General features: G+C 58.1%; 13 protein-coding genes, 1 tRNA gene and 1 pseudogene. 9 read left to right on the top strand and 6 right to left on the bottom strand.

Annotation, left to right across the window (positions count from 1 at the left end; genetic code table 11):
* Window positions 1-188: 188 nt before the first annotated feature.
* Window positions 189-4,301, bottom strand: a complete 4,113-nt coding sequence (locus J4E00_RS29525; protein ID WP_236049810.1) for a metallophosphoesterase — start codon at window positions 4,299-4,301, stop codon at window positions 189-191.
* 198 nt (window positions 4,302-4,499) lie between these two features.
* Between J4E00_RS29525 and J4E00_RS14980 the strand changes: the two genes are divergently transcribed.
* The 4 genes and pseudogenes from J4E00_RS14980 to J4E00_RS14965 form a co-directional block, all read left to right on the top strand.
* Window positions 4,500-5,855: a Pycsar system effector family protein gene (locus tag J4E00_RS14980; protein ID WP_208175983.1), complete on the top strand. Its 1,356-nt coding sequence runs from the start codon at window positions 4,500-4,502 to the stop codon at window positions 5,853-5,855.
* Window positions 5,856-5,896: 41 nt separating this feature from the next.
* Window positions 5,897-5,968, top strand: a tRNA-Arg gene (locus tag J4E00_RS14975).
* 291 nt (window positions 5,969-6,259) lie between these two features.
* Window positions 6,260-8,503 carry a hypothetical protein gene (locus J4E00_RS14970; protein WP_208175982.1) on the top strand — a complete coding sequence of 748 codons (2,244 nt, stop codon included), beginning with the start codon at window positions 6,260-6,262 and terminating at the stop codon, window positions 8,501-8,503.
* Window positions 8,504-8,626: 123 nt separating this feature from the next.
* A pseudogene (locus J4E00_RS14965) lies at window positions 8,627-10,939 on the top strand (GH92 family glycosyl hydrolase); the annotation flags it as partial.
* A gap of 18 nt (window positions 10,940-10,957) precedes the next feature.
* On the opposite strand, the gene J4E00_RS14960 reads toward J4E00_RS14965, so the two are convergent.
* Window positions 10,958-13,201 carry an AAA family ATPase gene (locus J4E00_RS14960; RefSeq protein WP_208175980.1) on the bottom strand — a complete coding sequence of 748 codons (2,244 nt, stop codon included), beginning with the start codon at window positions 13,199-13,201 and terminating at the stop codon, window positions 10,958-10,960.
* An 83-nt stretch (window positions 13,202-13,284) separates the two neighbouring features.
* A complete protein-coding gene (locus tag J4E00_RS14955; protein WP_208175979.1) occupies window positions 13,285-13,968 on the bottom strand; it encodes a hypothetical protein in 684 nt (227 codons plus the stop codon).
* 494 nt (window positions 13,969-14,462) lie between these two features.
* On the opposite strand from J4E00_RS14955, the gene J4E00_RS14950 reads away from it, so the two are divergent.
* Complete coding sequence (locus tag J4E00_RS14950) at window positions 14,463-14,906, top strand: hypothetical protein (protein ID WP_208175978.1); 444 nt, start codon at window positions 14,463-14,465, stop codon at window positions 14,904-14,906.
* A gap of 135 nt (window positions 14,907-15,041) precedes the next feature.
* Here the strand turns inward: J4E00_RS14950 and J4E00_RS14945 are convergent, their stop codons facing one another.
* Window positions 15,042-18,836 (bottom strand): FG-GAP-like repeat-containing protein, encoded by a 3,795-nt coding sequence (locus tag J4E00_RS14945; protein ID WP_208175977.1) that lies wholly within the window; start codon window positions 18,834-18,836, stop codon window positions 15,042-15,044.
* A 54-nt stretch (window positions 18,837-18,890) separates the two neighbouring features.
* Window positions 18,891-19,277 (bottom strand): hypothetical protein, encoded by a 387-nt coding sequence (locus tag J4E00_RS14940; protein WP_208175976.1) that lies wholly within the window; start codon window positions 19,275-19,277, stop codon window positions 18,891-18,893.
* 109 nt (window positions 19,278-19,386) lie between these two features.
* On the opposite strand from J4E00_RS14940, the gene J4E00_RS29325 reads away from it, so the two are divergent.
* A complete protein-coding gene (locus J4E00_RS29325; RefSeq protein ID WP_213017952.1) occupies window positions 19,387-20,079 on the top strand; it encodes a hypothetical protein in 693 nt (230 codons plus the stop codon).
* A 127-nt stretch (window positions 20,080-20,206) separates the two neighbouring features.
* Here the strand turns inward: J4E00_RS29325 and J4E00_RS14930 are convergent, their stop codons facing one another.
* Window positions 20,207-20,644, bottom strand: coding sequence for an SRPBCC domain-containing protein (locus J4E00_RS14930; RefSeq protein WP_208175975.1), 438 nt, complete (start codon window positions 20,642-20,644; stop codon window positions 20,207-20,209).
* A 246-nt stretch (window positions 20,645-20,890) separates the two neighbouring features.
* Between J4E00_RS14930 and J4E00_RS14925 the strand changes: the two genes are divergently transcribed.
* The 3 genes from J4E00_RS14925 to J4E00_RS14915 all read left to right on the top strand — a co-directional run bounded on the left by J4E00_RS14925 (window position 20,891) and on the right by J4E00_RS14915 (window position 23,180).
* Window positions 20,891-21,586, top strand: a complete 696-nt coding sequence (locus J4E00_RS14925; protein WP_208175974.1) for a CPBP family intramembrane glutamic endopeptidase — start codon at window positions 20,891-20,893, stop codon at window positions 21,584-21,586.
* A 76-nt stretch (window positions 21,587-21,662) separates the two neighbouring features.
* Window positions 21,663-21,974 (top strand): hypothetical protein, encoded by a 312-nt coding sequence (locus J4E00_RS14920; protein WP_208175973.1) that lies wholly within the window; start codon window positions 21,663-21,665, stop codon window positions 21,972-21,974.
* Window positions 21,975-22,373: 399 nt separating this feature from the next.
* Complete coding sequence (locus J4E00_RS14915; RefSeq protein WP_208175972.1) at window positions 22,374-23,180, top strand: PhzF family phenazine biosynthesis protein; 807 nt, start codon at window positions 22,374-22,376, stop codon at window positions 23,178-23,180.
* Window positions 23,181-23,193 lie beyond the last annotated feature (13 nt).

Genomic DNA, 23,193 nt, shown 5'->3' with positions numbered 1-23,193 from the left:
ATATTATTCGCTAACACATGCCATTTTTGTTACAAAATATTCAATAAAAACAATGTACAACAAGAAAAAACCTCAATAAAAGCAGCCAGGAGCTGATTTTATTGAGGTTATAAAATTTTGGCTAAAACCGAATGCTTGCTATGCTTGCTATGCGGATGGCTAGCTAGCCTTTTTACTTCAGGTATCCCCTAGAAGAGGAAATCGAACCCGACGAACACCAGCTTCTCCTCCCCTACCGAATACGTGGCGTTGATTACGGCCTGCTTGAGGATATCGACGTAGATGCCGCCGCCAAAGCCACTGTGGAAGGCATTGAGGCCTGTGTAGGTGCCGGTATCATTGTCGGAATACACGCGGCCGATGTCGGCCAGGCCCATAATGCCGAGTTTGCCGGGGAAGAGGTAGGCATTGAAAGAAAACAGCTCCAGGCGCGGCTCAAAGTTGGCATAGATGGCGGTGCGACCGGCAAAGCGGGTGCGGCGGTAGCCGCGCAGGTTGGTGGTGCCGCCCAGCGTATTGGCCTGGTAGAAGCGGTAGTCGCCGTAGTTGTGCTGGTAGCCAATGCGGCCGGCATAGGTGAGGTGAAAAGGAAAGTTGGGCGTGAGGTAGGCCCGGAATTCCGACGAAATGCGGCCAAAGCTCAGGCTTTCCTGGTTGAGCTGCCAGTTGTACTGGAACTCGTTGTACCAACGCAGGCCAATACGGGGGTTCTTGGCCGATGAGCTGGCATCGAGGTTCAGGTACATCAGTCCGCCGAGGTACTGGTTGGTCTGGAAATCGGAGGAGCGCACGCCGAACCGACGGTTTTCGTAGGTGGTCATGCCTGCTTTGTTGGTCAGGCTGTCCTTGAGCACCGAGCCGATGGGGTCCTTCTCAACCCGGAACTGGTCGTACTGCGGACCAATTCCGAACTTGAGAAAGCTGAACAGCTTGCGCTCGAAGGTGGGCGCAATGGTGAAGCGCTGAAAGCGCACGCGGTAGGCGCTGTTCACGGTGCGATTCGTCACCCGGTCCCGGTTTTCATCTTCGGTGGCTAGGTTGGCCGTGTTGTTGCCGATGCCGAAGAAGTTGTACAGCAGCTGCGGGCCGTAGTACTGGGCCGCAATGTGCAGGTCGGTATTCTTGAAAATGCGGGTAAACTGGCCCGTGTAGCGGATGTTGTAGGCCTCACGGGCCGGCGCGAAGTTGGCCGTGATGGACTGCTCCCAGGAGAAGGGCTCGCGGCGGAAGCCGTAGTGCCGGTAGGTCACGCCGCCGCCAATGAGCACACCGTCGTCAATGTTGTAGCCAAAATACAGGGCCGGGCCCACGTAGTCGAGGCGGTAGTCCTTCAGGTCGAAGCGGTGCGGGTAGTCGTAGCGACTCACCTCGTAGCCGGGCTCCAGACGCAGGCGAGCCTCGGCACTGGTGTTGATGACGTTGCCGGTGTCGGCGTCATAAATCTGGGTTTTGTGGAGCAGGCCGCCCACCCGGTCGCGGGTGCTGATGGAGTCGCGGCCGGTGCCAGCAATGATGCGCAGCTTCACGCCGCTGCTCACGTTGCCACGCACATCGTACACGTCCTGCCCGCTGATGCCGTAGAGGCGCACCTCATCCGTCACCTTGCTGTCGAAAGTGCGGTCGTAGAGGGTTTTGGTGAGCTTGCCATCCTTGTTGATTTTGCGCATCACGACGTGCGTTTTGTTACCCGACAGGCGCTCTACGATGAACTTCTCGTCCTTCTTTGAGCCGCGCACTTCCACTATTTCAGCCAGTACGTCGGCATAGTCGGCGGCCAGCTTGGGCAACAGGTCACGGCGGCTTTTCAGCTTGGCGATGATTTCCTTGCCGTGCAGGTCGTAGATTTCCTTGGGCCACTTCTCGCGGAAGGCCTTCTCAATCACCTCGTCGGTGAGGTGGGTTTTCATGTAGTCGGCCTCCTTCACCCAATCCTCCTTGGTCACGGCGCTCATGAATACCCGGTCGTTGCTCATGCCGGTCTGGTTCAGGCCGCGGAAGTCGGCGTAGTCGTAGCCGAAATTCTGGAAGTTGCGGATGGCAAACTTGCGCGAAATCAGGTAAGGCAGCACGCCATCGCCCTTGAAGAAGGCAATGTCGCGGTCCTCGGGCACGGCCGTGAAGGTGCGGTCGCCGTCCTTGTCCTTCTTCTCGCTCCAGCGCCACTGGTCTTCGTGCCGGTCCCAGTCGCCAATCCACATATCAAAGAGGCGCGAGCGGGCAAAAGCTTTCTGGTCGACTTTGTTGTCGTTGTCATCGAGCAAGCGGCTGAGCATTTTCTCGGTACCCACCAGGTTTTTGGCGTAGCCGAGGCTTTCCACATTATCCTGGCTGTCCTTGGCGTCTTCTTCCAAGGCAGCGGGCAGGTTGGCAAACTGGGCGTAGTACTGGCCCAGCAGCGGGTCCTGCGGAACGTAGACCGGGACGGGGTTGGTGTGCAGAATGCCGGCTGCGGTGCCCAGCGGCGGCAGCACAAACGACGCGTACGGGTGCTGGGCCGAAATCTGGTCCTGCAACACGGCTTTGGCCAGGCCGGTGCGCAGTTGCTCGGGCAGCACGGCGGCGGGGTCTTTGTCGATGCCGCGCAGGGTAAAGTTGTAGCCGGCCTCGTTGCGCACTTTCAGCGAAGCGGTTTGCTTGCCGCCGCCGGTTTTGTAGGCCATCAGGCCGCCTTTGTCGTTGGCCAGGTCCAGGGTGCGGAACTTCACGGGCGTGGCCCACTCCTTGCGGTAGTGCTCGCCCAGCAGCCAGTTGTGGAAGCCGCCGTGCTTGTCGTAGTTCGGGTTAATGGCCACCGTCACGGAGCTGTCGCGGTAGTCAGGGCGCTTGGTGGGGATGGGCGCCAGGGCAATGGCCTCGGCTTCCTTCTTCTTTTTCTTATCCTTGTCTCTTTTCTTGTTCTTGATGGCGTCCTCCGTCTGGGGCAGTTTTTTGCCGTTGGCCTGGCCGTTGGTAGAAGTCAGGGCTGTTTCGGAGATGGGCTGGGCCGGCGTGGTGGCAATGGCGCCGGTGGTTTTAGCGTACATGGGCGTGCGGAACACGCGGCGGGCAGTCTTGCCATCGCCCTCCGGAATGAAGTATTCCACCCACACCTGGCCATCGTCGTAGTAATTCACCTCGGCAAAGCCCTTTTCCTTATCCGAGAAAATGGCCCCGCCGCCGTCGCCGGGCTTCACGTGCTGGGTTTTGCAGCCCGAGCCGCTGGTGATGAAGTGCGTGCTGCCTTCCTTATAGTATTGCAGGTTGTGCTCGTGGCCGGCCGAGTACACCACGTTCGGGTACTTAGCGAAAATATCGAGCAGGCCCTTACGATAGGCCTGGTACAGAGGGTGCGGAATGTCCTGGCTGATTCCGCCGTATTTGCGCGCAAACGGATAAATCGACCCAATGACCGGCAACGGGATAAAGGCGTATTTAACCACGATGCTGAGCGGGAAGATGTGGTCGGCCAGCGTGAAGTAGCCCCCGTGGATGCCGTCGGAGAACAGCGGATGGTGGGCAAACACCATGATGTGCTTCTCCTTGTTGCGGGCAATGATTTCTTCGAGCGCCGCGAATACGTCGTCGTTGTTATCGGCTCCGCAAGCGCCATTGAGGCCAAACGGGCGGTTGCTGGCCGGAGTCAGGAACCACTGCGAGTTCAGGGCAATGAGTACGAGGTCGTCCTGCACGCGCACTTCAAACGGGCCGGGGCAGCCGTCGCGGGGCAGGAAAAAGTCGCCGGTGTAACTGAACGCCGTCGAGTCCTTGCGCATGTACTGCTCCACGAAGGCCTGCTCGCGGTTCACCTGGGCCAGGCCGCCGGGTGCCCCCTGAATCCAGTCGTGATTGCCGGGCGTCATGTACTTCTCACCCGCGTAGCCTTTAAAAACGTCGAGCTGGGTGGCCAGGCGCTTTTCGGCAATCTTGCGGTCGTAGGCCCCTTCGGGCGGCATGCCGTAGTTGTAGATGTTGTCGCCGAGGTAGATGGTAGTGCTGTTTTTGCCCGCCTTCAGCATTTCCTGCCGCATGAAATTGAGGCTGGGCTCGCCGCCTTTTTCGGGCAGGATGGGGTTGCCCACGTCGCCAATCAAGAACACGCGGTAGCGAATGCGGGTCGAATCGGGCGGAATGTTTTTCTGCCAGTTCACGCCCGCTTTGCGGTAGTTGGGCCGCGACACGTGCGGGTTCTGGTCCGATTCGCCGGGTTCGGGCATCTCCTTCTGGGTTTCCTTCGGCGGTTTGGGAGGCTTCGGCGATTGGGCGGCAACGGCCACGGGAAGCCAGCAGGCAAGCAGAAAAGTAAGGCGTTGAAGTAGGGTCATGTAATAGGGTACGAAGCCCGGCCGCAGGGCAGCGGTCGGGCATTAAGGTAAATTTACGGGCCGCTTGTAAGCGGCCGGCTAGCGCCCGTTACGCAAAGCGCGGCGGTGCGGTTAGGACCGCGGGTTTAACTTACGTCCGGCGCTTCGCGTTGAAAGCCGGCGGGCCCGCCGGATGCGTGGGTCGTAGCTTCGCTTATCATGAAAGAAACCCCTCCCGAAACCGTCGAAACTCCTGCGGCGCCGGCGCCATCGGCGCAGTTGGAAAAGCCGGTGGTTGATGCCCCTACAGCGGCGGCAGACACCGAGCTTCCCCCCGATTCTGACGGCGAAAAAACGCCCAAAGCCAAAGCCTCCGCGTTGGTAAAAGAGGCGCAGGCTTACGTCACCGACCTGTTTGCCCGGGAGCTGCCGGCCAAGCTCACCTACCACACCCTCGGCCACACCGAAGTGGTGGTGAAAGAGTGCCGCACGCTGGCGCCCGCCGCCGAGCTTAGCCCCTCTGATACCGAGGCGTTGTTGCTGGCAGCCTGGTTTCACGATGTCGGCTACATTGAGGTGTACGATGGCCACGAGTTCCGCAGCATGGAGCGCGCCGGAGCTTGGCTGGCCGAGCACAACGCGCCCAAAAGCCAGATTGAGCTGGTGCAAAGCCTTATCAAGAGCACGCACCGCGACTCGCCCCCCGAAACCGAGCTGCAAAAAATCCTCGTCGATGCCGATATGAGCAACCTGGCGCGCGACGATTTCCGCTCCCGCGCCGAGTTGCTGCGCACCGAATGGGAAGTGGTGCTCGACAAAACCTACACCACCCCGGAGTGGACCGAGCTGCAGCTCAACTTCATGCTGGCCCACAAGTACCTTTCGGAAGTGGGTAAGGACCGGTACAAGAAGGCCCTTAAGGAGAATATTGAGGACCAGCGCGACCACCTCAAAAAGAAGCAGAAAAAGGACAAGAAGAAGAGCAAGGAGAAGACCGATACCTTTGCCGAGCCCAAGCGGGGCATCGAAACCATGTTCCGCACCATGTATTCCAACCACATGAAGCTGAGTGACATGGCCGACAAGAAGGCCAGCATGATGATTCAGCTCAACGCCGTGCTCATGTCGGTCATTATTACCTACCTCGGGGCCAAGATGGGCAAGGCTGGTACGCTGGGGCCGGTGCTCACCAACAACCCGGTGCTGGGCATTCCGGTGGCCATTCTGCTGGTTACGGCGCTGGGCTCGGTCATCACGGCCATCCTCTCGGCCCAGCCCGACGTGACGAGCTTTGCCTGGCTGAAGAAGAGTCCCGAAATTGCCACAAACCGCCGCGTCAACCTGTTGTTTTTCGGGCAGTTTACCAAGCTCAACCTCGACAACTTTCAGAATGGTATGCGCGAGCTGATGCGCACGAAGGACATGCTCTACAACAACATGGTAACGGATATTTATTACCTCGGCGAGGTGCTCACGCGTAAGTACCGCCTGCTGCGTACCAGCTACACCATTTTCATGGTAGGCCTGATTCTGACGGCGCTGTCGTTTGGCATCGCGCTGCTCTATAAGTCGTAGGCAATGGGCCGGCGCGGCGCTCGTTCTTATCTTTGCGCTACGGCTGCGTAGTTCAACGGATAGAATAGGCGTTTCCTAAACGCTTGATATGAGTTCGATTCTCGTCGCGGCTACTTTTTTGGCTTCACGCCATTTGTCCGCCTGACTCCTAACGGGGTCAGGCGGCTTTGTTTTTAAGGCTTGGCGGGCTTGTACCTCAAATTAGGTACAAGCTACGCTTGCGGTCCGAAAGCGCAGGGCGGACGTTTGCATCCTCAAGGAAGTCCATCCGCCGCCTGAAAGCCACCCGTGGTTTTTGCCCGCCACTCCACATTCACTGGCAAAAACGCCAACTGGCTTCGCACGTCCAGATTCATCCTTGCTTGTCCGCGTTAATCACCCTTAACCCTTTCATAAAAAGCAAGATGACAAGAACAAGTATGCTGTCCTTCGAGGGGCAGTGGGTCGCCGTTGCGGCCGAGCCCAACCGTCCCGTTCAGTTCTTCGACGGCCGAGGCACGCTGGCGCGCTGCGCTTTCGAGCAGGTGCCCTTGGCTGGCGGCGGGGTAGCCCTGCACTGGTTTGCCGGCAACCAGTACCTCACGGCCTTCCCCGACGGCCGCCTCTACGGCTGGGCCGTGCCAGCCGGCGAGCTGCAGGACGCCGGACATAACGGGCCCTACGCCTTTTTGCTGGACCAGGGCCCCGACGGCTCCTATCAGCTCCGTAGCCGGGATGGCCGGGTGTTGGGAAACCCCGACGGCCTGCGGCTCGACGGCCGGCAATGGAATGAGCCCCTGAAACTGAAGCTGAACGACGGTGCCCCGGATTTTTCGCGGCTACAAAACGCCTGCGGCTCGGACCACGGCAGCCACGACCCGCACACCCGCCGGGTGCAGTGGGAGAAAGAAGTGCATGCCAATATGGTGGGCCGGGCATTTAACGTGTTTGGCCTCCTGCGTGAGCACGAGGAGGCCCGGCGGCTCCACGACTTGTTTGGTAATTTCAGTGAAGCCAAAAAAGAACCGGGGCACCAGAACACCCGACAAGAGGACCTGATGGAGCAATTGCAGGACGGGTTGCTCAAGGCCGACGTTGAGTCGTTGTATTCCGGCGTAATTGCAGGGAAGAATGCCTTTTACAAGCATTTCTTCGACCCCCGCGTGCGGCAGAACTACCTAGGGGATTTTGACTATCTGCTTAATCTATTCAGCGGCACGCCAGAGAACAACTTCACAGACAATGCTTACACCGAGGCGTTGCGCTACGCCCAGCAGGCCGCCGACTACTTCGGTATGGCGGATGACCACGAGATGCACAAAAAAGGGGCGTTTGCACTGGGGCTGGCCCTGCACTACGTGTCGGACCTGAGCCAGCCCATGCACGCTACCAACACCATCAATTTTCCCCTCTTCGGCGAAGATTCGAACTTTGGCGATTGGCGGCACCACAACCTGGAAACCTACGCCGACGAGCACCGCAACAGCTATTTGCTGCCCGCCGAGGCGTTCAACTGGGACGACATCCGGCCGGATAACGCCGAGTTTGAGTCGGAAACCATGCCGGCACTGCTGGATAAAATCGCCTGGAAATCGGTCGATATTTACAACAACACGCTCGAGCCCGTGATGAACAAAGCGTTGTGGAACATGTACAAGGGCAACTTGTTCAGCGACGAGCAGGTGGGGCCGGCGCTGCGGCAGGCCATTCCACACGGCCAGCGGGCCAGCGCGGCCTTCCTGCTGCTGTGGAGCCGGCTGGGGCTGGGCCACGTCTGGTCAACCAGCAAGCTGAACATGGGCGACCAAAGCGCCTGGGCCCCCAACTTCTTCCGGCACGGCAACCGCAATTGGGTGGTGCTGGCTGACTCAAACGCCCACGACACCCGTTTCCATTCAATGAACGGCAACTTCGAGCCCGACAACGTGCAGAACTTCGTGCACGGCTCCTCCAATTGCTTCGAGGTACCTTCGGTAGTTAGCGACGGCGGGCAGCAGCTCGTGTCGGCTTGGCACGCCCACGGCAGCATGAGCCTCTGGACCGGTTTCGCCACCTGCACCGACCTAACCCGGTACACCGAATGGCACCACGTGAACCTGCCCGATGCCCGCATCAAGGATTACACTTCGCCCACGGTGTTTCACATTCAGGGCCGGATTTGGATGATATGGGTGGACTATGGCCACTGCCTGCCGGGCGGCGAAGGCATCTACATTTCTCTGGCCGATACCAACTCGCGCAGTTGGAGCACCCCGCGCAAGATTCCTGGCGTAGGCACCACGCACTCGCCGGCCGTGCTGGTACGTGGCAACCAGCTCTGGCTAGCCTGGACGGGCACGCAAAGCCACGAAGGGATTTTCTGGACCACCAGCACCGACTGCGAAAACTGGGATGCGCAGCAACAAACGCGGTTCGTGTCGCGCAGCGGCCCGGGCCTGGGCGTGCTTCGCGGCATGCCCTACTTGTTCTGGCGCGCGCCCGACGACGCAATTCATTATTCCATCTTCAGCAACAATCAGTGGTCCTTCCCGCCGCGGCCGGTGCTCACGCCCGATGTATGGTCGCACCAGGATGTGCGGGCCGTCACGCTCGAAGACCAGATTGTGGTGGGCTGGAGCAATTCTTGGTGGCCCCATCGCCTCGTGCTGAAGGACGGTTACAAGGCTTAGCCGGCACAAACTTGATTTATAGAAAAAGCCCTGGCCTTGTGGTCGGGGCTTTTTTATTACCCAGTCTCCGGAAGCAGAACCAGGGTTTGATGCTTCCTTGCGGCTCCAACGCCGCGCCTTGCCCCAATGAAGAAACTCCTGCCCCTGCTCCTGCTCCTTGCTGCCCCTGCACTTGCTCAAAAACCCGTCACCACTTCGCCTGAAAACCTCGTCCAGTACGCGCACCCCATCGTCGGCACGCAGAAGATGGGCCACACCTACCCCGGTGCCACCGTGCCCTTCGGCATGGTGCAGCTCTCGCCCGATACCGACACGCTGAGCTACGAGCAGAACGGCAAGTACAACCCCGACATCTACAAGTACTGCGCGGGGTATAACTACGACGACAAAACCATCGTGGGCTTCAGCCACACGCACTTCAGCGGCACGGGGCACTCCGATTTGGGCGACTTTCTGCTCATGCCTACTACCGGCCCGCTGCAGCTCAACCCCGGCACCGCCGACCGGCCCCAGAGCGGCTACCGCTCCGCCTTCTCGCACCAGAACGAGGTGGCCGAGCCGGCCTACTACCGCGTGAAGCTCGACGACCACAACATCGTGGCCGAGCTCACGGCCACCACCCGCGTGGGCTTTCACCAGTACACGTTTCCGGGCACCGAGCCGGCCCACGTCATTCTGGATATGATGGCCGGCATCTACAACTACCCCGATAAGAACGTGTGGAGCTACGTGCGCATCGAGAATGACTCGCTCGTGACCGGTTACCGCCAAACCACCGGCTGGGGCCGCACTCGCACCGAGTACTTCGCCATGCAGTTCTCGAAGCCGTTCAAGAGCTACGGCGCCCGCAAGTACGACGCCAAGGAAGCTTACCGCGGCTTCTGGGGCCGCTTCGACCAGACGAAGAACTGGCCCGAGCAGGCCGGCCGCCAGCTGCGCCTCTACTTCGATTTCGCCACCGTGACGGGCGAGAAAATCAAGGTCAAGCTTGCCCTTTCGCCCGTGAGCATGGCCGGCGCCTTGGCCAACATGCGCGCCGAGCTGCCCGGCTGGAACTTCGACCAGACCCGCCGCGCGGGCCAGCAGCTCTGGCAGCAGGAGCTAAGTAAAGTCACCATCCAGACGCCCAACCGGGCCGACAAGGAGAACTTCTACACGGCCCTCTACCACGCCTACCTCAGCCCCACCGTGTACCAGGACGCCGACGGCCAGTACCGCGGCCTCGACCAGCAAACCCACCGCGCCGAGGGCTTCGTGAACTACACCACCTTCTCGCTCTGGGATACCTTCCGGGCCCTGCACCCGCTTTTCAATCTCATCCAGCCCGCGCGCAATGCCGACATGGTGCAGTCCATGCTGGCTCACTACGACCAGAGCCCCGAGCACATGCTGCCCGTCTGGAGCCACCACGCCAACGAAAACTGGTGCATGAGCGGCTACCACAGCACCTCCGTGGTGGCCGATGCCGTGCTGAACGGCACCGTGCCGCCCGCCCAGGCCGAGCGCGCCCTGGCCGCCTGCGTGGCCACCGCCCGCCACGGCTGGTACGACGGCCTCGACGCCTACATGGCCCGCGGCTACGTGCCCAGCGAGCGCAGCGGCACGTCCGTATCGGCCACCCTGGAGTTTGCCTTCGATGACTGGTGCATTGCCCAGCTCGCCCAGAAGCTCGGCCACCAAGACATTTACCAGGAGTTCAGCAAGCGCGCTGCCAACTGGCAAAACGTGTTCGACCCGCGCGTGAACGCCATGCGCCCGCGCCTGGCCGACGGCAGCTTCCGCCCCAAATTCGACGTGCTGAGCACCAACGGCCAGGGCTTCATCGAGGGCAACGCCTGGAACTACACCCTCGCCGTGCCCCACGACCCTGCCGGCCTGATTGCCAAAATGGGCGGCAACCGCCGCTTCGTGCCTCACCTCGATTCGCTCTTCACCATGCACCTGCCCGACTCGTTCTTCGCCGAAACCGAGGACATTACCCGCGAGGGCATCATCGGGGGCTACGTGCACGGCAACGAGCCCGCCCACCACGCCGCCTACCTCTACAACTACACCGACCAGCCCTGGAAAACCCAGGCCCAGGTCCGCAACATCCTCGCCCGCCAGTACCACCCCACCCCCGACGGCCTCGGCGGCAACGACGACTGCGGCCAGATGAGCGCCTGGTACATCTTCTCGGCCCTAGGCTTCTACCCGGTGGCCCCGTCGTCGGGCCAGTACGCGCTGGGCAGCCCGCTGGTGCACGGCGCCATCCTGCACCTCGAAAACGGCAAGGATTTCACCATCCAGGTCAAAAACCAAAGCCCCAAAAATGTCTACGTGCAGTCGGCTACGCTCAACGGGCAGCGGCTGGCGCAGCCGTTTCTGGCGCAAGCAGATGTGGTGAAGGGCGGCACGTTGGTGTTTGTGATGGGAGCGCGGCCAGCACGGAAGTAAGTAGCTTTTCAATTTTCTTCATGCGACAGATTGGCAAAGAGCATCATAATGAGCTTTATCAGTTGCTTCAATAGCATCTAGTAATGTCTTGGCTACACTAGTGCATTCTGCTAAATCAGGAAATTGAATCATGCGTGTAGTGTCAAGGCCATGAGAATTATAATGCACGAATTTTCTTATCTGTTCACATTCAATAGGATTTTTAATAATCTTATCTAAGTGTTGGTCTATATTTAAAGTGCTTAAGAATTTGAAAGCGCTAAACGTCTCGATAAAACGCCTCATTATATTAGGAAGGTTGTACAAGTGTTCAAACTCCGTGCTTGGACTGTCTTTAAATGAATGTATTATAGAAAATAAGTAAGCATACTCAGACTTAAATTTAAGGACGGTATTAGGCATTTTAATAATCTTGCTATTATTACCCTGCCCCCTTTCAACAGTATAATAAGACGAATCATTTTTAGCCATCTTACCAAACCAATCTTTTATAAGATTGAGCAATTCAAAATTATGCGTTGAGATAAAAAGCTGTTTACACAAACATTTGTGCTTATCAGGCCCATTCTCTCCCATTTTATAAAAATGCGTTCTTATAAATGCATATGTATTAAAAAGATGATTAGCATCTAAACTTGAAATAGGGTCATCTAAATAAACTATGGTATCAGCCAACTTATTTCCATTATGCTCCAGGCTCGCTATAAAATACGCAAAAGCAATAGCGCTTTTTTCTCCTTCGCTCAAATTTTTAGCGGGCAAACCCTCTCGCATGAGCATAAACTGGCTTTTTTTATTAGCTTCGATTACAATATCGCTCTTATTAAAATATTCAGCCAAATAAGCATTAATTTGCTCTGCACCCTTAACAGTATCGGACAATCTTGCTTCCGTGCTTTTTATTACAATTTTTTGGGCTGCAATGACATCATTGAATTTTGATATCGCTTGCTCATCTGCAACAAGCTTTGCAAGCCGCAAGCTATAATTATATTTATCTTCAAAGTCAGCTGTATAAGCTTGAATCACTCTTTTTTCAGCTTCTGTTTTTTCGCCACTGAACTTATCAGTCCTTTCATTATTCTTCTTGACTAAGTTTTGCAGATTTCCTAGAGCAAGTTCTATATCATCTTGGTTATTGGTGAAATCACAAGTTGTTAGCTTGTCAAAGGGCTGGTTTCTCTTCCTTTCAATATCAGCCAGCAGTAAGTTCAAAGAACTATTATATTCTATAACTGCCTTTTCCAAGCTGATTTTGCATTGCTCATATTCCTCCTGAAAATCCTTATAAAAGTCAGACTCAGAAGGCAAATGACTAATCAAATTAATAGTTGAGCCACTTATTCTTATCCGACTTTCCTCAAGAGCCTGTTTCAGTTGTTCATAGTCCTCCGAAAAGTGGCTATTCAATTTAGCTAAGAAGCCATTAGGCAATATACCACCACAGAATTCACACTCCTCTTTATTTTCGTGCAGACTCCTGCCTGACTCTACCCACTGACTCAATTTAATATCCTCTAATAATCTTTCAATTTTAGATTCTGATATACACTGCCTTTCTAGAATACCACTAACCTCAGTGTGTATAATCTTCAACTTAAGCAAAACAGGATATGTGAAATTTATCTTCTTCTTTTGCTCTGTCGATGTCGCTTTTGCGTGATAATTAGACAATTCTTCTTCTCCAAGTAAGAAAGAACGATAATCTGGTTTTATCTGGTCAATTATTTTAGTCAAATGCGTCCTGTTGAATGTTGTCAATCTTAACATTCTTGCTATTTCCTTCGCTTTACTAGTGGCAACACTTCCCAACTGCTCAGTTTCCAATTCTCTTTCAGTGATTCGCTTTTGCAATACTTCCTCCATCTTGACCAAGCTGGATTTCTCCATTTCTAACCTAGATTGAAGCTCAATATTTTCTTCACCAAGAAGCACGATTGGATGTATTCTATCATCTAAATCCCATTTTAGATTTTCTCTAATAAAGTCGGTATTAAATACTCTTACTATAGGCTTCGATACTGAACTCTGATTATACCTATCAGCATTAGCATTCTCAAATTCTATTTCTAATCCATCTATTGGCTCAATATTATGTATTGCACCTATCTCTAGACATCTAAAAGCGCGTGACAACGTGGTTTTACCTGAGTAATTCCACCCATAAATCACGTTGAATTTGCAGAAATTCGGAGATTCAGTAGGCCAGGTAAAAGCTCTATAGATGCCGAAGTTTTTAAGCTTTGTAACTTTTGCTATCATTACTGACTGAGTAAAATATGTTGAGAAAACCCGCCCGCTCCCCAACCGGAAGCGGGCGGCTTTATTTTCAACCCGGCCGAAACTTACGCCTCGGCTGGTTTCTCCTTGCTGCTGCCGCCGCCGGAGTTGATGATTTTGCGGGCCTGCAAGTACCCGGCGTACAGCTCCCGGTTCAGGAGCTTGAAGGCTTTCATGTCCTCGTCCAGTTCGCGCAGCTCGTCCATCAGGTCGGTGTGCAGGTCTTCGAGGGCCGCGCCGGAGCGGGCGCGCTCGTTGATGGTTTTGCGCACGGCCGGCTGGGCGGTGCGGAAGGTGGCTAAGGCATCGGAGAGGGGCTTCAGGGCCTTCGGGGTGAGTCCCTGCTTGGTGAGCTCAGGGGCTACGTCGGGGCGGGCGGCGCTGGCCAGCACCGCGCCCACCACCGACAGGAATGGCACCGGGCGCAGCTTGCGAAGCTGCTTGCTGCCGAGTGTCACGGCGGCTTGCAGGTCAGCGTCGCCGAGGCGCTTGGCTACCCGGCTCAGGGGCCCGAGCAGGGCGGGCAGCAGGTCGAGCAGCGTTTTCTGGGCCTCCTGGGCGGCGGCCGTCAGCTCCTCGGTGCGGCGGGCGGTGCCGCCGTGGGCCTGGGCCACTTGCGCATACAGGGTTTGCACGTCGGCGGCCTGCTGGGCTGCTACTTCGCTGGCGGCTAAGTCCGCCTCGTGTTCGGCCACGTAGGCCGCTACCCGCCCGCACATGGCAAGCTGGTCTTCTTTGTACTGTTCCATCGAAACATTGGGTAGAAATGTAATGGAGGCGCTCCATCGGGCGGGGCAAGCGGTTCTTGCCACCACCAAGGTAGCGGGAATTTTCGGTGCGGCCATACGCCTTCGGAATCAGGAAATTCACTCACCGTAGCCGGTCCCGCCGCCACGGTTCCCGGCAGCGGTTCGACGGCCTCCGGCAACGGTTCAACCCTTCCCGGCAACGACTTCCCCCTACCCGGCATCGGTCCGCCGACCTTCAGCAGCGCCTTCACCCCATCCGGCAGCGCTTCAACCGTTCCCGGCAGCGCCCAAACCTCTCCCGGCATCGGTTCAACGGCATTCGGCAACGCCCCGACGCACCCCGGCAGCGGTGCAACACCCGCCGGCAACGGCTGGCACCCCGCCGGGGCCAGTTGCGCCTGGCCAGAGTGCGCGTCAGAGTACCCCCACTACCAGTGCGCTTTCACTAAAATGTCCTTAATTACCAGCAACAAACTACTGATATAAACAGCCTGATGAAACCCGCCAAGAACCCGCCGCGACTTCCCGAATCAGAAATTGTAGCCAGGGTAATCCGGAATTTCGTGGTGAAGCCGCGGCGACAACGCTACCTGACGATGCTGGCGAAGCCCAATGCGCATGGTGGCTACGGATTCGGCGAGCTGGCGCACTTTGTCGATAAGTTAGACCTACGCTTTTGCAAGCTAATTCCGGGTGGAGAACAGTACGTCAGCGCTGTTCTCGAAAAAATCAGGTCGCTGACCGAAACGACGGAATGCTACATCATGCACGAAAACCGGGAGCTAGACGGCCAATGGATGGACCTGCAAGATGCCTTATACCAGATTCTAGGCAGGAATCTAGGCGCTTTCGTTATCGTCGATAATGGCGACATCATCTACCACGAAAGCGAAACCATGAAACACCGTTACCTCGGCGTCCGACGAGGACTTGCGTAACTGCCGCGCTAACCAAAAAGCCGCCCGTTCCCCTCACGGGAACAGGCGGCTTCACTTTCGACCTTTACTAGCCGAGCCTCTAATGGCCCGGCCGCCCCTGCCAAAACGGAGTAGCGGCTGGGCGTTAGCTCCGGGTTATTCTACCACGAGGCGGATGGTTTGCTTATCGGCGCGCACCAGGTAGATGCCCCCAGGCAGCCGGGCGGGTAGTACTAGCGCCGCCGTGCCAGTAGCATCGGCCGTGGCAGTGGCCACCACCCGGCCCAAACCATCGAACACCTGCACGGCCGCGCCAGGGGCGGCACCGTTCAGGGTGGTAGCACGGGCGGGGTTGGGGAAGAGCGCGAGAACCGAACGGCTGGTGGCATTGAACGCCACCACCCGCACCGGCGAGTAGCTGGCCGTACCATCACGGTCTACTTGCCGCAGGCGGTAATAATTGGCGGCGCGGGGTACCTGGCTATCCAAATAAGCATAGGTGGTGGGGCTGGTTTTGGTGCCCTGAGCTGCCACCTCACCAATCGGGCTAAATTGCTGCCCATCGGCACTGCGTTCGATTTCGAAGCGCGCGCTGTTTTTCTCCGAGGCCGTGGTCCAGGTTAGCCGCACGGCCGGGCCCGATACGGCTTCCGCCGCGAAGGCCGTCAGCTCTACCGGCAGGGGCGTGGCCTGGTTGCTGCCGGCCACAAAGCTGGCCCCCACATACTGCCAGGGGCCATATCGCACCCGCACACCCGCGCCGCCGGTGCCATTGGTCGGACTAAGGCTACTGAGCGGCGAGCCGGCGTATTCGAGGCGGGCCCGCACCCGGGTAACATGCCGCACCTTCGTGACCAAGGCTTTGAGTTCGGTGGCAGTGGTGGCAGGCTGGCTGGTCCAGGCGCCCCGGCCGGTATAAGCCGTGGAGTTGGCCAGGGGCGAGTTGTGCGAGAAGTTGGTGCCGTTGCCCACGGCCTCCCATACCACCCGCACCTTGGAACGCCCGCCCACGGGCCGGGCCACCAGCCCAATGCCGAACTGGGTTGATGCGTAGTTGGCGGCGGGCTGTAGGGGGGTACTGAGGTCGGTGTTTAGCAGGCGCAGGCGGGCGGTGCGGCCCAGGGCATCGTTGCCGTAGTAGAGGTAGCTGCGGCCGGTGTTGGTGGTGTTGGCGTAAGCCCCCACCAGCACATCAGCGTAGCCGTCGCCATTCACGTCGCCGGCCCCGGCCACGCTGGCCCCGAAGTAGTTGTTGCTGGCCTCGCCCGAGCGCACGTCGGGCGAGGCGGTGCTCAGGCCGGTTTCGCTGCCGTAGTAGAGGTAGCTGCGGCCGGTGTTGGTGGTGTTGCCATAGGCCCCGATAACGACATCACCGTATCCGTCACCGTCTACATCGCCGGCCCCTGCCACACTAGCGGCGAAGAAGTTGCTGGTGGCCTCGCCCAGGCGCGTAGCCGGACTGGCCGTGTTCAGGCCCGTGGCACTGCCATAGTACACGTAAGCCTTGCCGGTGTTCGTCGCGTTGCCGGAGGCTCCAATGACCACATCGGTAAACCCGTCGCCGTTCACGTCGCCTGCCCCGGCCACGCTGGTGCCGAAAAAATTGTTGGTAGCCTCGCCCGAACAGGTAGCAGGCGTCGCTGTGCGCAGGCCTGCAGGCCCCCCGTAGTACACGTAGGCGCGGCCGGTGTTGGTGGCATTGCCCCGGGCTCCTACCACGATGTCGGCAAAGCCATCGCCGTTTACGTCGCTGGTCCCGGCCACACTATAGCCAAAGGCATCATTGGTCGCCTCGCCCAAACGAGTGTCCGGGCTGGCCGTACTCAGGCCCGCACTGCTGCCGTAGTATACGTACACTTTGCCGGTGCTCGTAGCGTTACCATAAGCCCCCACCACAAGGTCGGCGTAGCCGTCGCTGTTCACGTCGCCGGCTCCGGCCACGCTGTAGCCGAAGTTATCGCCGTTGACCTCGCCCGAGCGGATAGCTGGCCCGGTGGCACTTAGGCCCGTGCTGCTGCCGTAGTACACGTAGGCCCGGCCCTTGTTGCTGTTGCCGTAGGCTCCTATCACGATGTCGGCGTAGCCGTCGCCATTCACGTCGCCGGTGCCGGCCACGCTATAGCCGAAATAGTTATTGCCGGCCTCGCCCGAGCGTATGTCGGGGCTGGCCGCGCTCAGGCCGGTGGCGCTGCCGTAGTACACGTAGGCGCGGCCCTTGTTGCCGTTGTTATAAGCCCCAATGACCACATCAGCAAAGCCGTCGCCGTTTACATCGCCGGCCCCGGCCACACTGCATGCGAAGTAGTCGTTGGTTGATTCCCCCGAACGGTTGGTGGGGGCACTAGCGGCCAGTTGGCCGGGGCTGCCGTAGTAGGTATAGCTGCGGCCCGTGCTGCTGCTGTAGCCCGCGGCGCCCACCAGCAAGTCGCCGTAGCCGTCGCCGTTGGCATCGCCGCCGCTGATGCTGCCGCCAAACCTGTCTCCCGCTGCTCCGCCGTTCAGGGTCTGCGTCAGGACGAAGGTGGCGGCCGTGGCGGTGCCGCCGTAGTAGTACACGCGGCCGGTGTTGCTGCTCACGCCGGGCGCACCCACGGCAAAGTCGGCGTAGCCGTCGCCATTCACATCGCTGGCCCCGCTCAGGCTTTGCCCAAAGGCATCGCCGGCAGTGGTGCCCGTGAGCATGGTAGTAGGGTTGGTAGCAGCGGTGATGCTGGTACTGCTGCCAAGGTAGTAATGGGCTGCCCCCGCGCCGCTGCTTACGCCTGGCGCCCCAATCAGGAAGTCGGCGTAGCCGTCGCCGTTGGTGTCGCCCGCGCTGGTCAGGCTGGCTCCAAACCGGTCGGAAGCCGTGCCGCGCGTGAGGGAAACGAACGACAAGGTGCTGCCGCCGGAGTAGAAGCGCACGGTTCCGCTGGCCGTGCCGCTGCCCGGTGCGCCAATCATGAAGTCGGCGTAGCCATCACCATTCACATCGCCCGCCCCGGCAATGGCCGAGCCGAGGGCCTCGGTGCCACTCCCCCCAAGGCTCAGCGCCGCCCCGCCGGTAAAGCCCAGCGTCGTCCGGCCGAGGTAAACGTAAAAGCCCCCCGCATTGCTAAAGAGCAGGGGCATGCCAAAGCCGATATCATCGTAGCCATCCCCGTTCACGTCGCCCAGGCCCGCCACCGATGTCCCCATCTGGCCATCGGCGTTGCCGCTACCGAGCGCATACACGGAGCTAAAGCCACCGGCTGACCCGTAAAAAAGGAGCACCCGTCCTTTGTTGCCACTAAACCCGGGCTCGCCCACCAGCATATCGCCGTAGCCGTCGCCGTTGTAGTCGCCGGCCCCGGCTACGCTGGTCCCAAAGTGCCCATTGCCCTCGCCATATTCGAAGGTGTACAAAGGCGAAGTCGCGTGGCCCGTGCTGGAGCCCAGGTAGACGTAGGCTTTGCCAGCCCCGAGTCCACCGGGGCCAGTCGCATTGGGCGCTCCCACGGCCACGTCGCCATAGCCGTCGTTGTTGATGTCGCCGATGTGCGCCACTGCGGTGGCGTAGCTGTCGCCGGCCGTGACGCCGGTAATGGTGGTGCCAGCCGTGCTGGCCAGCGGGTCGATGGTGAGTGGGTAGCGGGCCCCGGCATCGTCGACGACCAGCGCCAGGGCTTGGCCGGCCGGGTCGAGGCGCAGGTGCGCCGCCAGCGGCGAGCCGTCAGCATCCCAGGCTTTGAGGCTGTTGTAGGTAAGCACGGCGGCCCCGGCCGAATCCGGTGCAAACGCCACCTCGCCGGGGCTAGTCTGGCGGGCGCGCAGGGCCGTGTGCACGGCCAGCTGTACCTCTACCGGGCCCGTGCCGGCGGGACGCCGGGCCAGCCGATACGTCTGGCGCACACCCTCGGTGGTGTTGTCGAAGTCGACGGCAAAATGGGGGTACTGGTACGTTGCGTGGGCTTCTGTTGCGGCGGGCTGCACGGCTGCATTGGGCTGCCACAGTTCCTGGCCGCGCCGGCCAATGCCGCGCAGCTGCTACCGCACCTCCCAGGCCGAAGCCGTGGCACCGCTGTCGGGCGCGGCGCCTACGGTGTAGGCGGTGGGCTCGAAACGCGCCACCAGCCGCTGGGCGTAGTTGTCGGCCAGCAGGCGGGGTGTACCGGGCGTGGGCACCAGAAAAAAGGAGCGTCGGCGCACATCGGCCAGCACATCGGCCATGCCGGTGGGAGCGCTCGTAGGCAAGCTGCTGAAGCGAGCTTTCGCCTTCTGAGCCAATGCAGCCTTGGGCTGGGGAAGCCGAAGAGCCTGCGGAACTGATTGGTGCGAGCAGCCCGCCAGGAGCGGCAGCACGCCCAACAGCCCCCCTGTCAGCATTCGGTTGAAGAAATGACCAGGTTGCAGAGCGTAAAGGTTTATTATCATAGCTCAAATAAAAGCACTAGACCAAACAGTCCCGAATTAAATGCATTTAATAGTAAAGCTTTTATACTTTTAGAGCTATTCAGGAAGTCAATGAAATGCCATGTAGCGCATGCTCGTTGATACCCAGCAGGTGCTACATGACATTCTAGTCGATTTACCTATCCCAGCAGCTTCACTACTTTCACCCATTTCTACCCGCCATAATCACCGCTGTTCCCCAAACCCTCTTCGCCCGCAACCTGCACAAGCTAAACTAAGAAGTCGAAGCCTACCACCCCGGCCAAATCAACTATTACCGCCGGCTGCTGGATGGGGCCGATTGAACCAACCAACTGCTACCAGCAATAAAAACAGCCTCATGGATACTAACATATCGTCATCCTTCCTAAAGCTGGAAGTCATCTGGAAGGACGACCATATGTTTGAATTGAGAGTGACAGCCTCCAACGGACGTTATTCAGGTACTACTGAAGTTTATGACACCACAGAATCATTAGCTGCTTTTGCTACCTCATTACATGGCTTTCCACAAAACGACAAGGCTTTAGCACACGAGGCAGGGGAAAGAGATGGTTATGCTTACTTCCAAATGAAATACTATCCCTATAGTCATGCAGGATACATTGGAGTAGAAGTAAGTCTGGAAGAAAATGTGTCTCCACCGTATCGAGAAATAGAAAAGGTCAAGCTAAAGCTGGAAATAGTTGTTGAGCCGCCTGCTCTTGATGTCTTTCTAAAAGCGCTGTCACAGCTTGCCAGGAAACAGGAAGGAATGGTGACTCTTTATGGTCGAGACAACTAATGAAATTGTCAGTTGCGCTCAACGAGCAGCATGTTCCGGGCCTCCTGCGCGGCGGCCGTCAACTCCTCGGTGCGGCAGGCGATTGCTGGGCCGCTGTAGACATCCGCTCCGTCGTAGCCGGCAAGAATCAACTATTCCGTTCCAGGTAATCGTTTAAGTTACTCCGCAGAATCTGGGCCCAGCCATTCTCAAATCGATGCCTTGCAAAGTGGGGGTCATGCGGGAAGCTTTCCAAGCCTGTATGTGTGAGGTGGAGCTGTGTTTTGTCTCCTTGCTCAACCAATTCAAAGCTCACTTCCGAACTACCGGGATAGTTCTTATAAGCCCAGGTATGCGCCAATTTGCGCCCGGCTACCACTTCCGTTACCACCCACTCTTTCGCATAGGGCGACCCATCAGTGGCAAACTCAAAATTGAACCCGACCAGAGGGGCGAATTTCTGTACTTGCGGGAAATACCACGCTTTCAGCTTGTCCTTATCGGTTAGTGCCTGCCACACTTTTTCAATTGGAGCAGCATAAACACACTCCATGTTAAACGGAGTGCCGTCTGTTTTAACGTTCATAATCGGCGGTTGAAGAAAACACTTTCTAAACAGCTGTCCTGAGCAATAGTTGGATTGCCGCTGAATTTAAGCCGCCTTCTCCCCACCCAGCAGCGGGTAGCTTCATTTCTAAAGTGAAGGAGACTGTAAGCCTCCGCGCAAGGGCCGCATTTGCAACCTGCCTGTAATTCCCCGACACTCCAACTCGATAAACCTCCCATTAGCCAAGTCCGCAACTCCCCACCGCCGCCCCTATAGCCCACACAGATGATTGGAATCCTCGTTGAACTCGTCATTTCGTGGTTGCTCCTGTGGCTGGTTGCCAAAAGCAGCCTGACGGTACTCGGCTTCGCGCCCCGAAAAAGCCGGCTTATGGACTTGGCAACCGGCCTGCTGTTGGCCGGATTGGTTTGCGCCCTCTATCACCTGTCGACCACTTATTTTGCCGGCAACGGCTGGGCGCTGAATCCGGGCTATTCCGCTGCTACTTTCTTCAAAAGTAGCCTTTGGGTTCTGAAATCGGTGCTTTTTGAAACCCTGATTTTCCAGGGCGCGCTGCTTCACCTAGCCATTCGGAAGGTTGGCAGCACCAGGGCCTGCGTGCTGTCGGCCGCCTGCTTCGGGGTATACCACTGGTTTTCTTACGGGGCATTTGGCAACCCCGTCTCCATGGCCCTCATCTTTTTCATGACCGGCATTACCGGCCTCATGTATGCTTTTGCGTTTGCCAAAACCGGCGCGCTTTACCTCACCATTGCCCTCCACTTCGGCTGGAACCTGTGCAGCACCGTCTTCTTTTCCAATGGGCCATTAGGCAAGCAGCTCCTCCTTCCCGAAAACCACCACAAGCTGCAAGGCGTTTTATCGCTGGTTGTCTTCCTGTTTCAAATCTTTGCCCTACCCGCCATTACCTACTGGTACCTAAAGAAGCGTGGCACCGCCCCGCTGCAAACCACTCCCTAAGCCAGCTTCGGGCTCAAAATCCAATCCGCGAGCACGAAGGCAGGTAGCAACTCCACCTTCCATTTCGCCTATAAGAATGATGAGCATGACTGCCGGCTACACCGTCTACCTGAATGGGTACTACTTCAGCTCCCTGGCCAGCGCCGACGTCTTTGGCGACCGGCCCGAACCTTACCGCCAGCAGGAAAAATCCCTCTGGACCATCTACCAGCTCCTGCAGCTCGGGGCGCACGAAGTCACCATCACCGACACGGCCAAGCAACCGGTCCTTCGCACACGCACAGCCGCCGATTTTAGTGCCTGGCTCCAACAGACGTATCCCGATTTTGCCGCCCAGCTCGACCAACCCGTCTACACCAAGTTTCCCCATTCGCAAGACTACTTATAGCCAGCGGTGCGGAGTAGCCGCGTCGCGGCAGCGACAACGCCTGGTAATCCGTCTCCACTACCCAGTTACGCTGCAACTTAGGACAGCTTCGGCATCAGTGCTAGTAGCGCGGACTTTCAGTTCGCGGCCCTGCACGTCTTGAAACGACTGTCAAGCGGCGCAGGGACGCGAACTAAAAGTTCGCGCTACGGCTCCGGCCGGTTCATCGGTAGCCCAAGCTCCTGTTTTCTTCGATGATTCAGAAAACCTTTCCAGCATTTAGCTACGGCGGAACTGGTGGATGAGTGCTGGCACATCGAAAGCCCGAAACGCAACGTTTCGTCATGGCTTCCTGCTTGCGGTATCTACCTTCGCTTCCTGAAAAAAGCACTGCTGCTTTTGCACCCCCAGAAACCACCGATGGAAACGTATATCGTAGATTCCTTCACGAAAGAGCCTTTTAAGGGCAACCCGGCCGGGGTGTGCTTTCCCAAGCAGGAACTAACTGAGGCGACCATGCTGAAAATAGCCCAGGAGTTCGGGCTTTCGGAAACGGCTTTCGTGCGGGAAACGAGCGCAGAAGGCGTTTATGCAATACGTTACTTCTCGCCGAAACAGGAAATTCCCTTGTGCGGCCACGCCACTCTGGCTGCCGCCAAGGTACTGTTTACCCAAACGCCGCAAACCGAAATTCACTTCCTCACCCACCAGCAGGTGGATTTGTTTATTAGCTGCCGGGGCGAGGAAATAACCATGCAGTTTCCGGTATATGACACCGAGCCAGCTGCTGCTCCACCGGCCATGCTGGCAGCCCTAGGGTTGCCGGCCGTTCTCAACACCGCTTTTAGCCCGAAGAATAAGATACTGCTCCTGGAAATTGCCGATGACCAGCTGCTGGCCGCGCTCCGGCCCGACTTCAACGCGCTGCTGCAATCCCATACCGGCATCAACGGCGTGCTGGTGACGGCCCCGGCTAGCCACGCCCCCTACGACTACCACTACCGGTACTTCTGGCCCTGGGCCGGCACCACCGAAGACCCCGTCACGGGCGGCGTGCAAACATTTCTGGCCAAGTATTGGTCCACCCGCCTCCACAAGTCGGTGATGCAGGCATTCCAATCATCCAGCCGCACCGGCTCCATGCAGGTCGAGCTGCAAGCCGACAAGGTATTGCTCACCAGCCACGCCGTCATCATCCTCGAAGGCAAGCTGGTGGCCTTCGAATAATCACCTCCACCCC

This window comes from Hymenobacter negativus, assembly GCF_017571495.1.
Classification (GTDB): domain Bacteria; phylum Bacteroidota; class Bacteroidia; order Cytophagales; family Hymenobacteraceae; genus Hymenobacter; species Hymenobacter negativus.
Note: the sequence above shows the minus strand (reverse complement) of the source record. Positions and strands in the feature narration are given on the sequence as shown.

Coding starts and splice junctions, on each gene's coding strand:
- J4E00_RS29525 (WP_236049810.1), bottom strand. CDS start 4,301: ATGACCCTACTTCAACGCCTTACTTTTCTGCTTGCCTGCTGGCTTCCC.
- J4E00_RS14980 (WP_208175983.1), top strand. CDS start 4,500: ATGAAAGAAACCCCTCCCGAAACCGTCGAAACTCCTGCGGCGCCGGCG.
- J4E00_RS14970 (WP_208175982.1), top strand. CDS start 6,260: ATGACAAGAACAAGTATGCTGTCCTTCGAGGGGCAGTGGGTCGCCGTT.
- J4E00_RS14960 (WP_208175980.1), bottom strand. CDS start 13,201: ATGATAGCAAAAGTTACAAAGCTTAAAAACTTCGGCATCTATAGAGCT.
- J4E00_RS14955 (WP_208175979.1), bottom strand. CDS start 13,968: ATGGAACAGTACAAAGAAGACCAGCTTGCCATGTGCGGGCGGGTAGCG.
- J4E00_RS14950 (WP_208175978.1), top strand. CDS start 14,463: ATGAAACCCGCCAAGAACCCGCCGCGACTTCCCGAATCAGAAATTGTA.
- J4E00_RS14940 (WP_208175976.1), bottom strand. CDS start 19,277: ATGATAATAAACCTTTACGCTCTGCAACCTGGTCATTTCTTCAACCGA.
- J4E00_RS29325 (WP_213017952.1), top strand. CDS start 19,387: ATGCTCGTTGATACCCAGCAGGTGCTACATGACATTCTAGTCGATTTA.
- J4E00_RS14930 (WP_208175975.1), bottom strand. CDS start 20,644: ATGAACGTTAAAACAGACGGCACTCCGTTTAACATGGAGTGTGTTTAT.
- J4E00_RS14925 (WP_208175974.1), top strand. CDS start 20,891: ATGATTGGAATCCTCGTTGAACTCGTCATTTCGTGGTTGCTCCTGTGG.
- J4E00_RS14920 (WP_208175973.1), top strand. CDS start 21,663: ATGATGAGCATGACTGCCGGCTACACCGTCTACCTGAATGGGTACTAC.
- J4E00_RS14915 (WP_208175972.1), top strand. CDS start 22,374: ATGGAAACGTATATCGTAGATTCCTTCACGAAAGAGCCTTTTAAGGGC.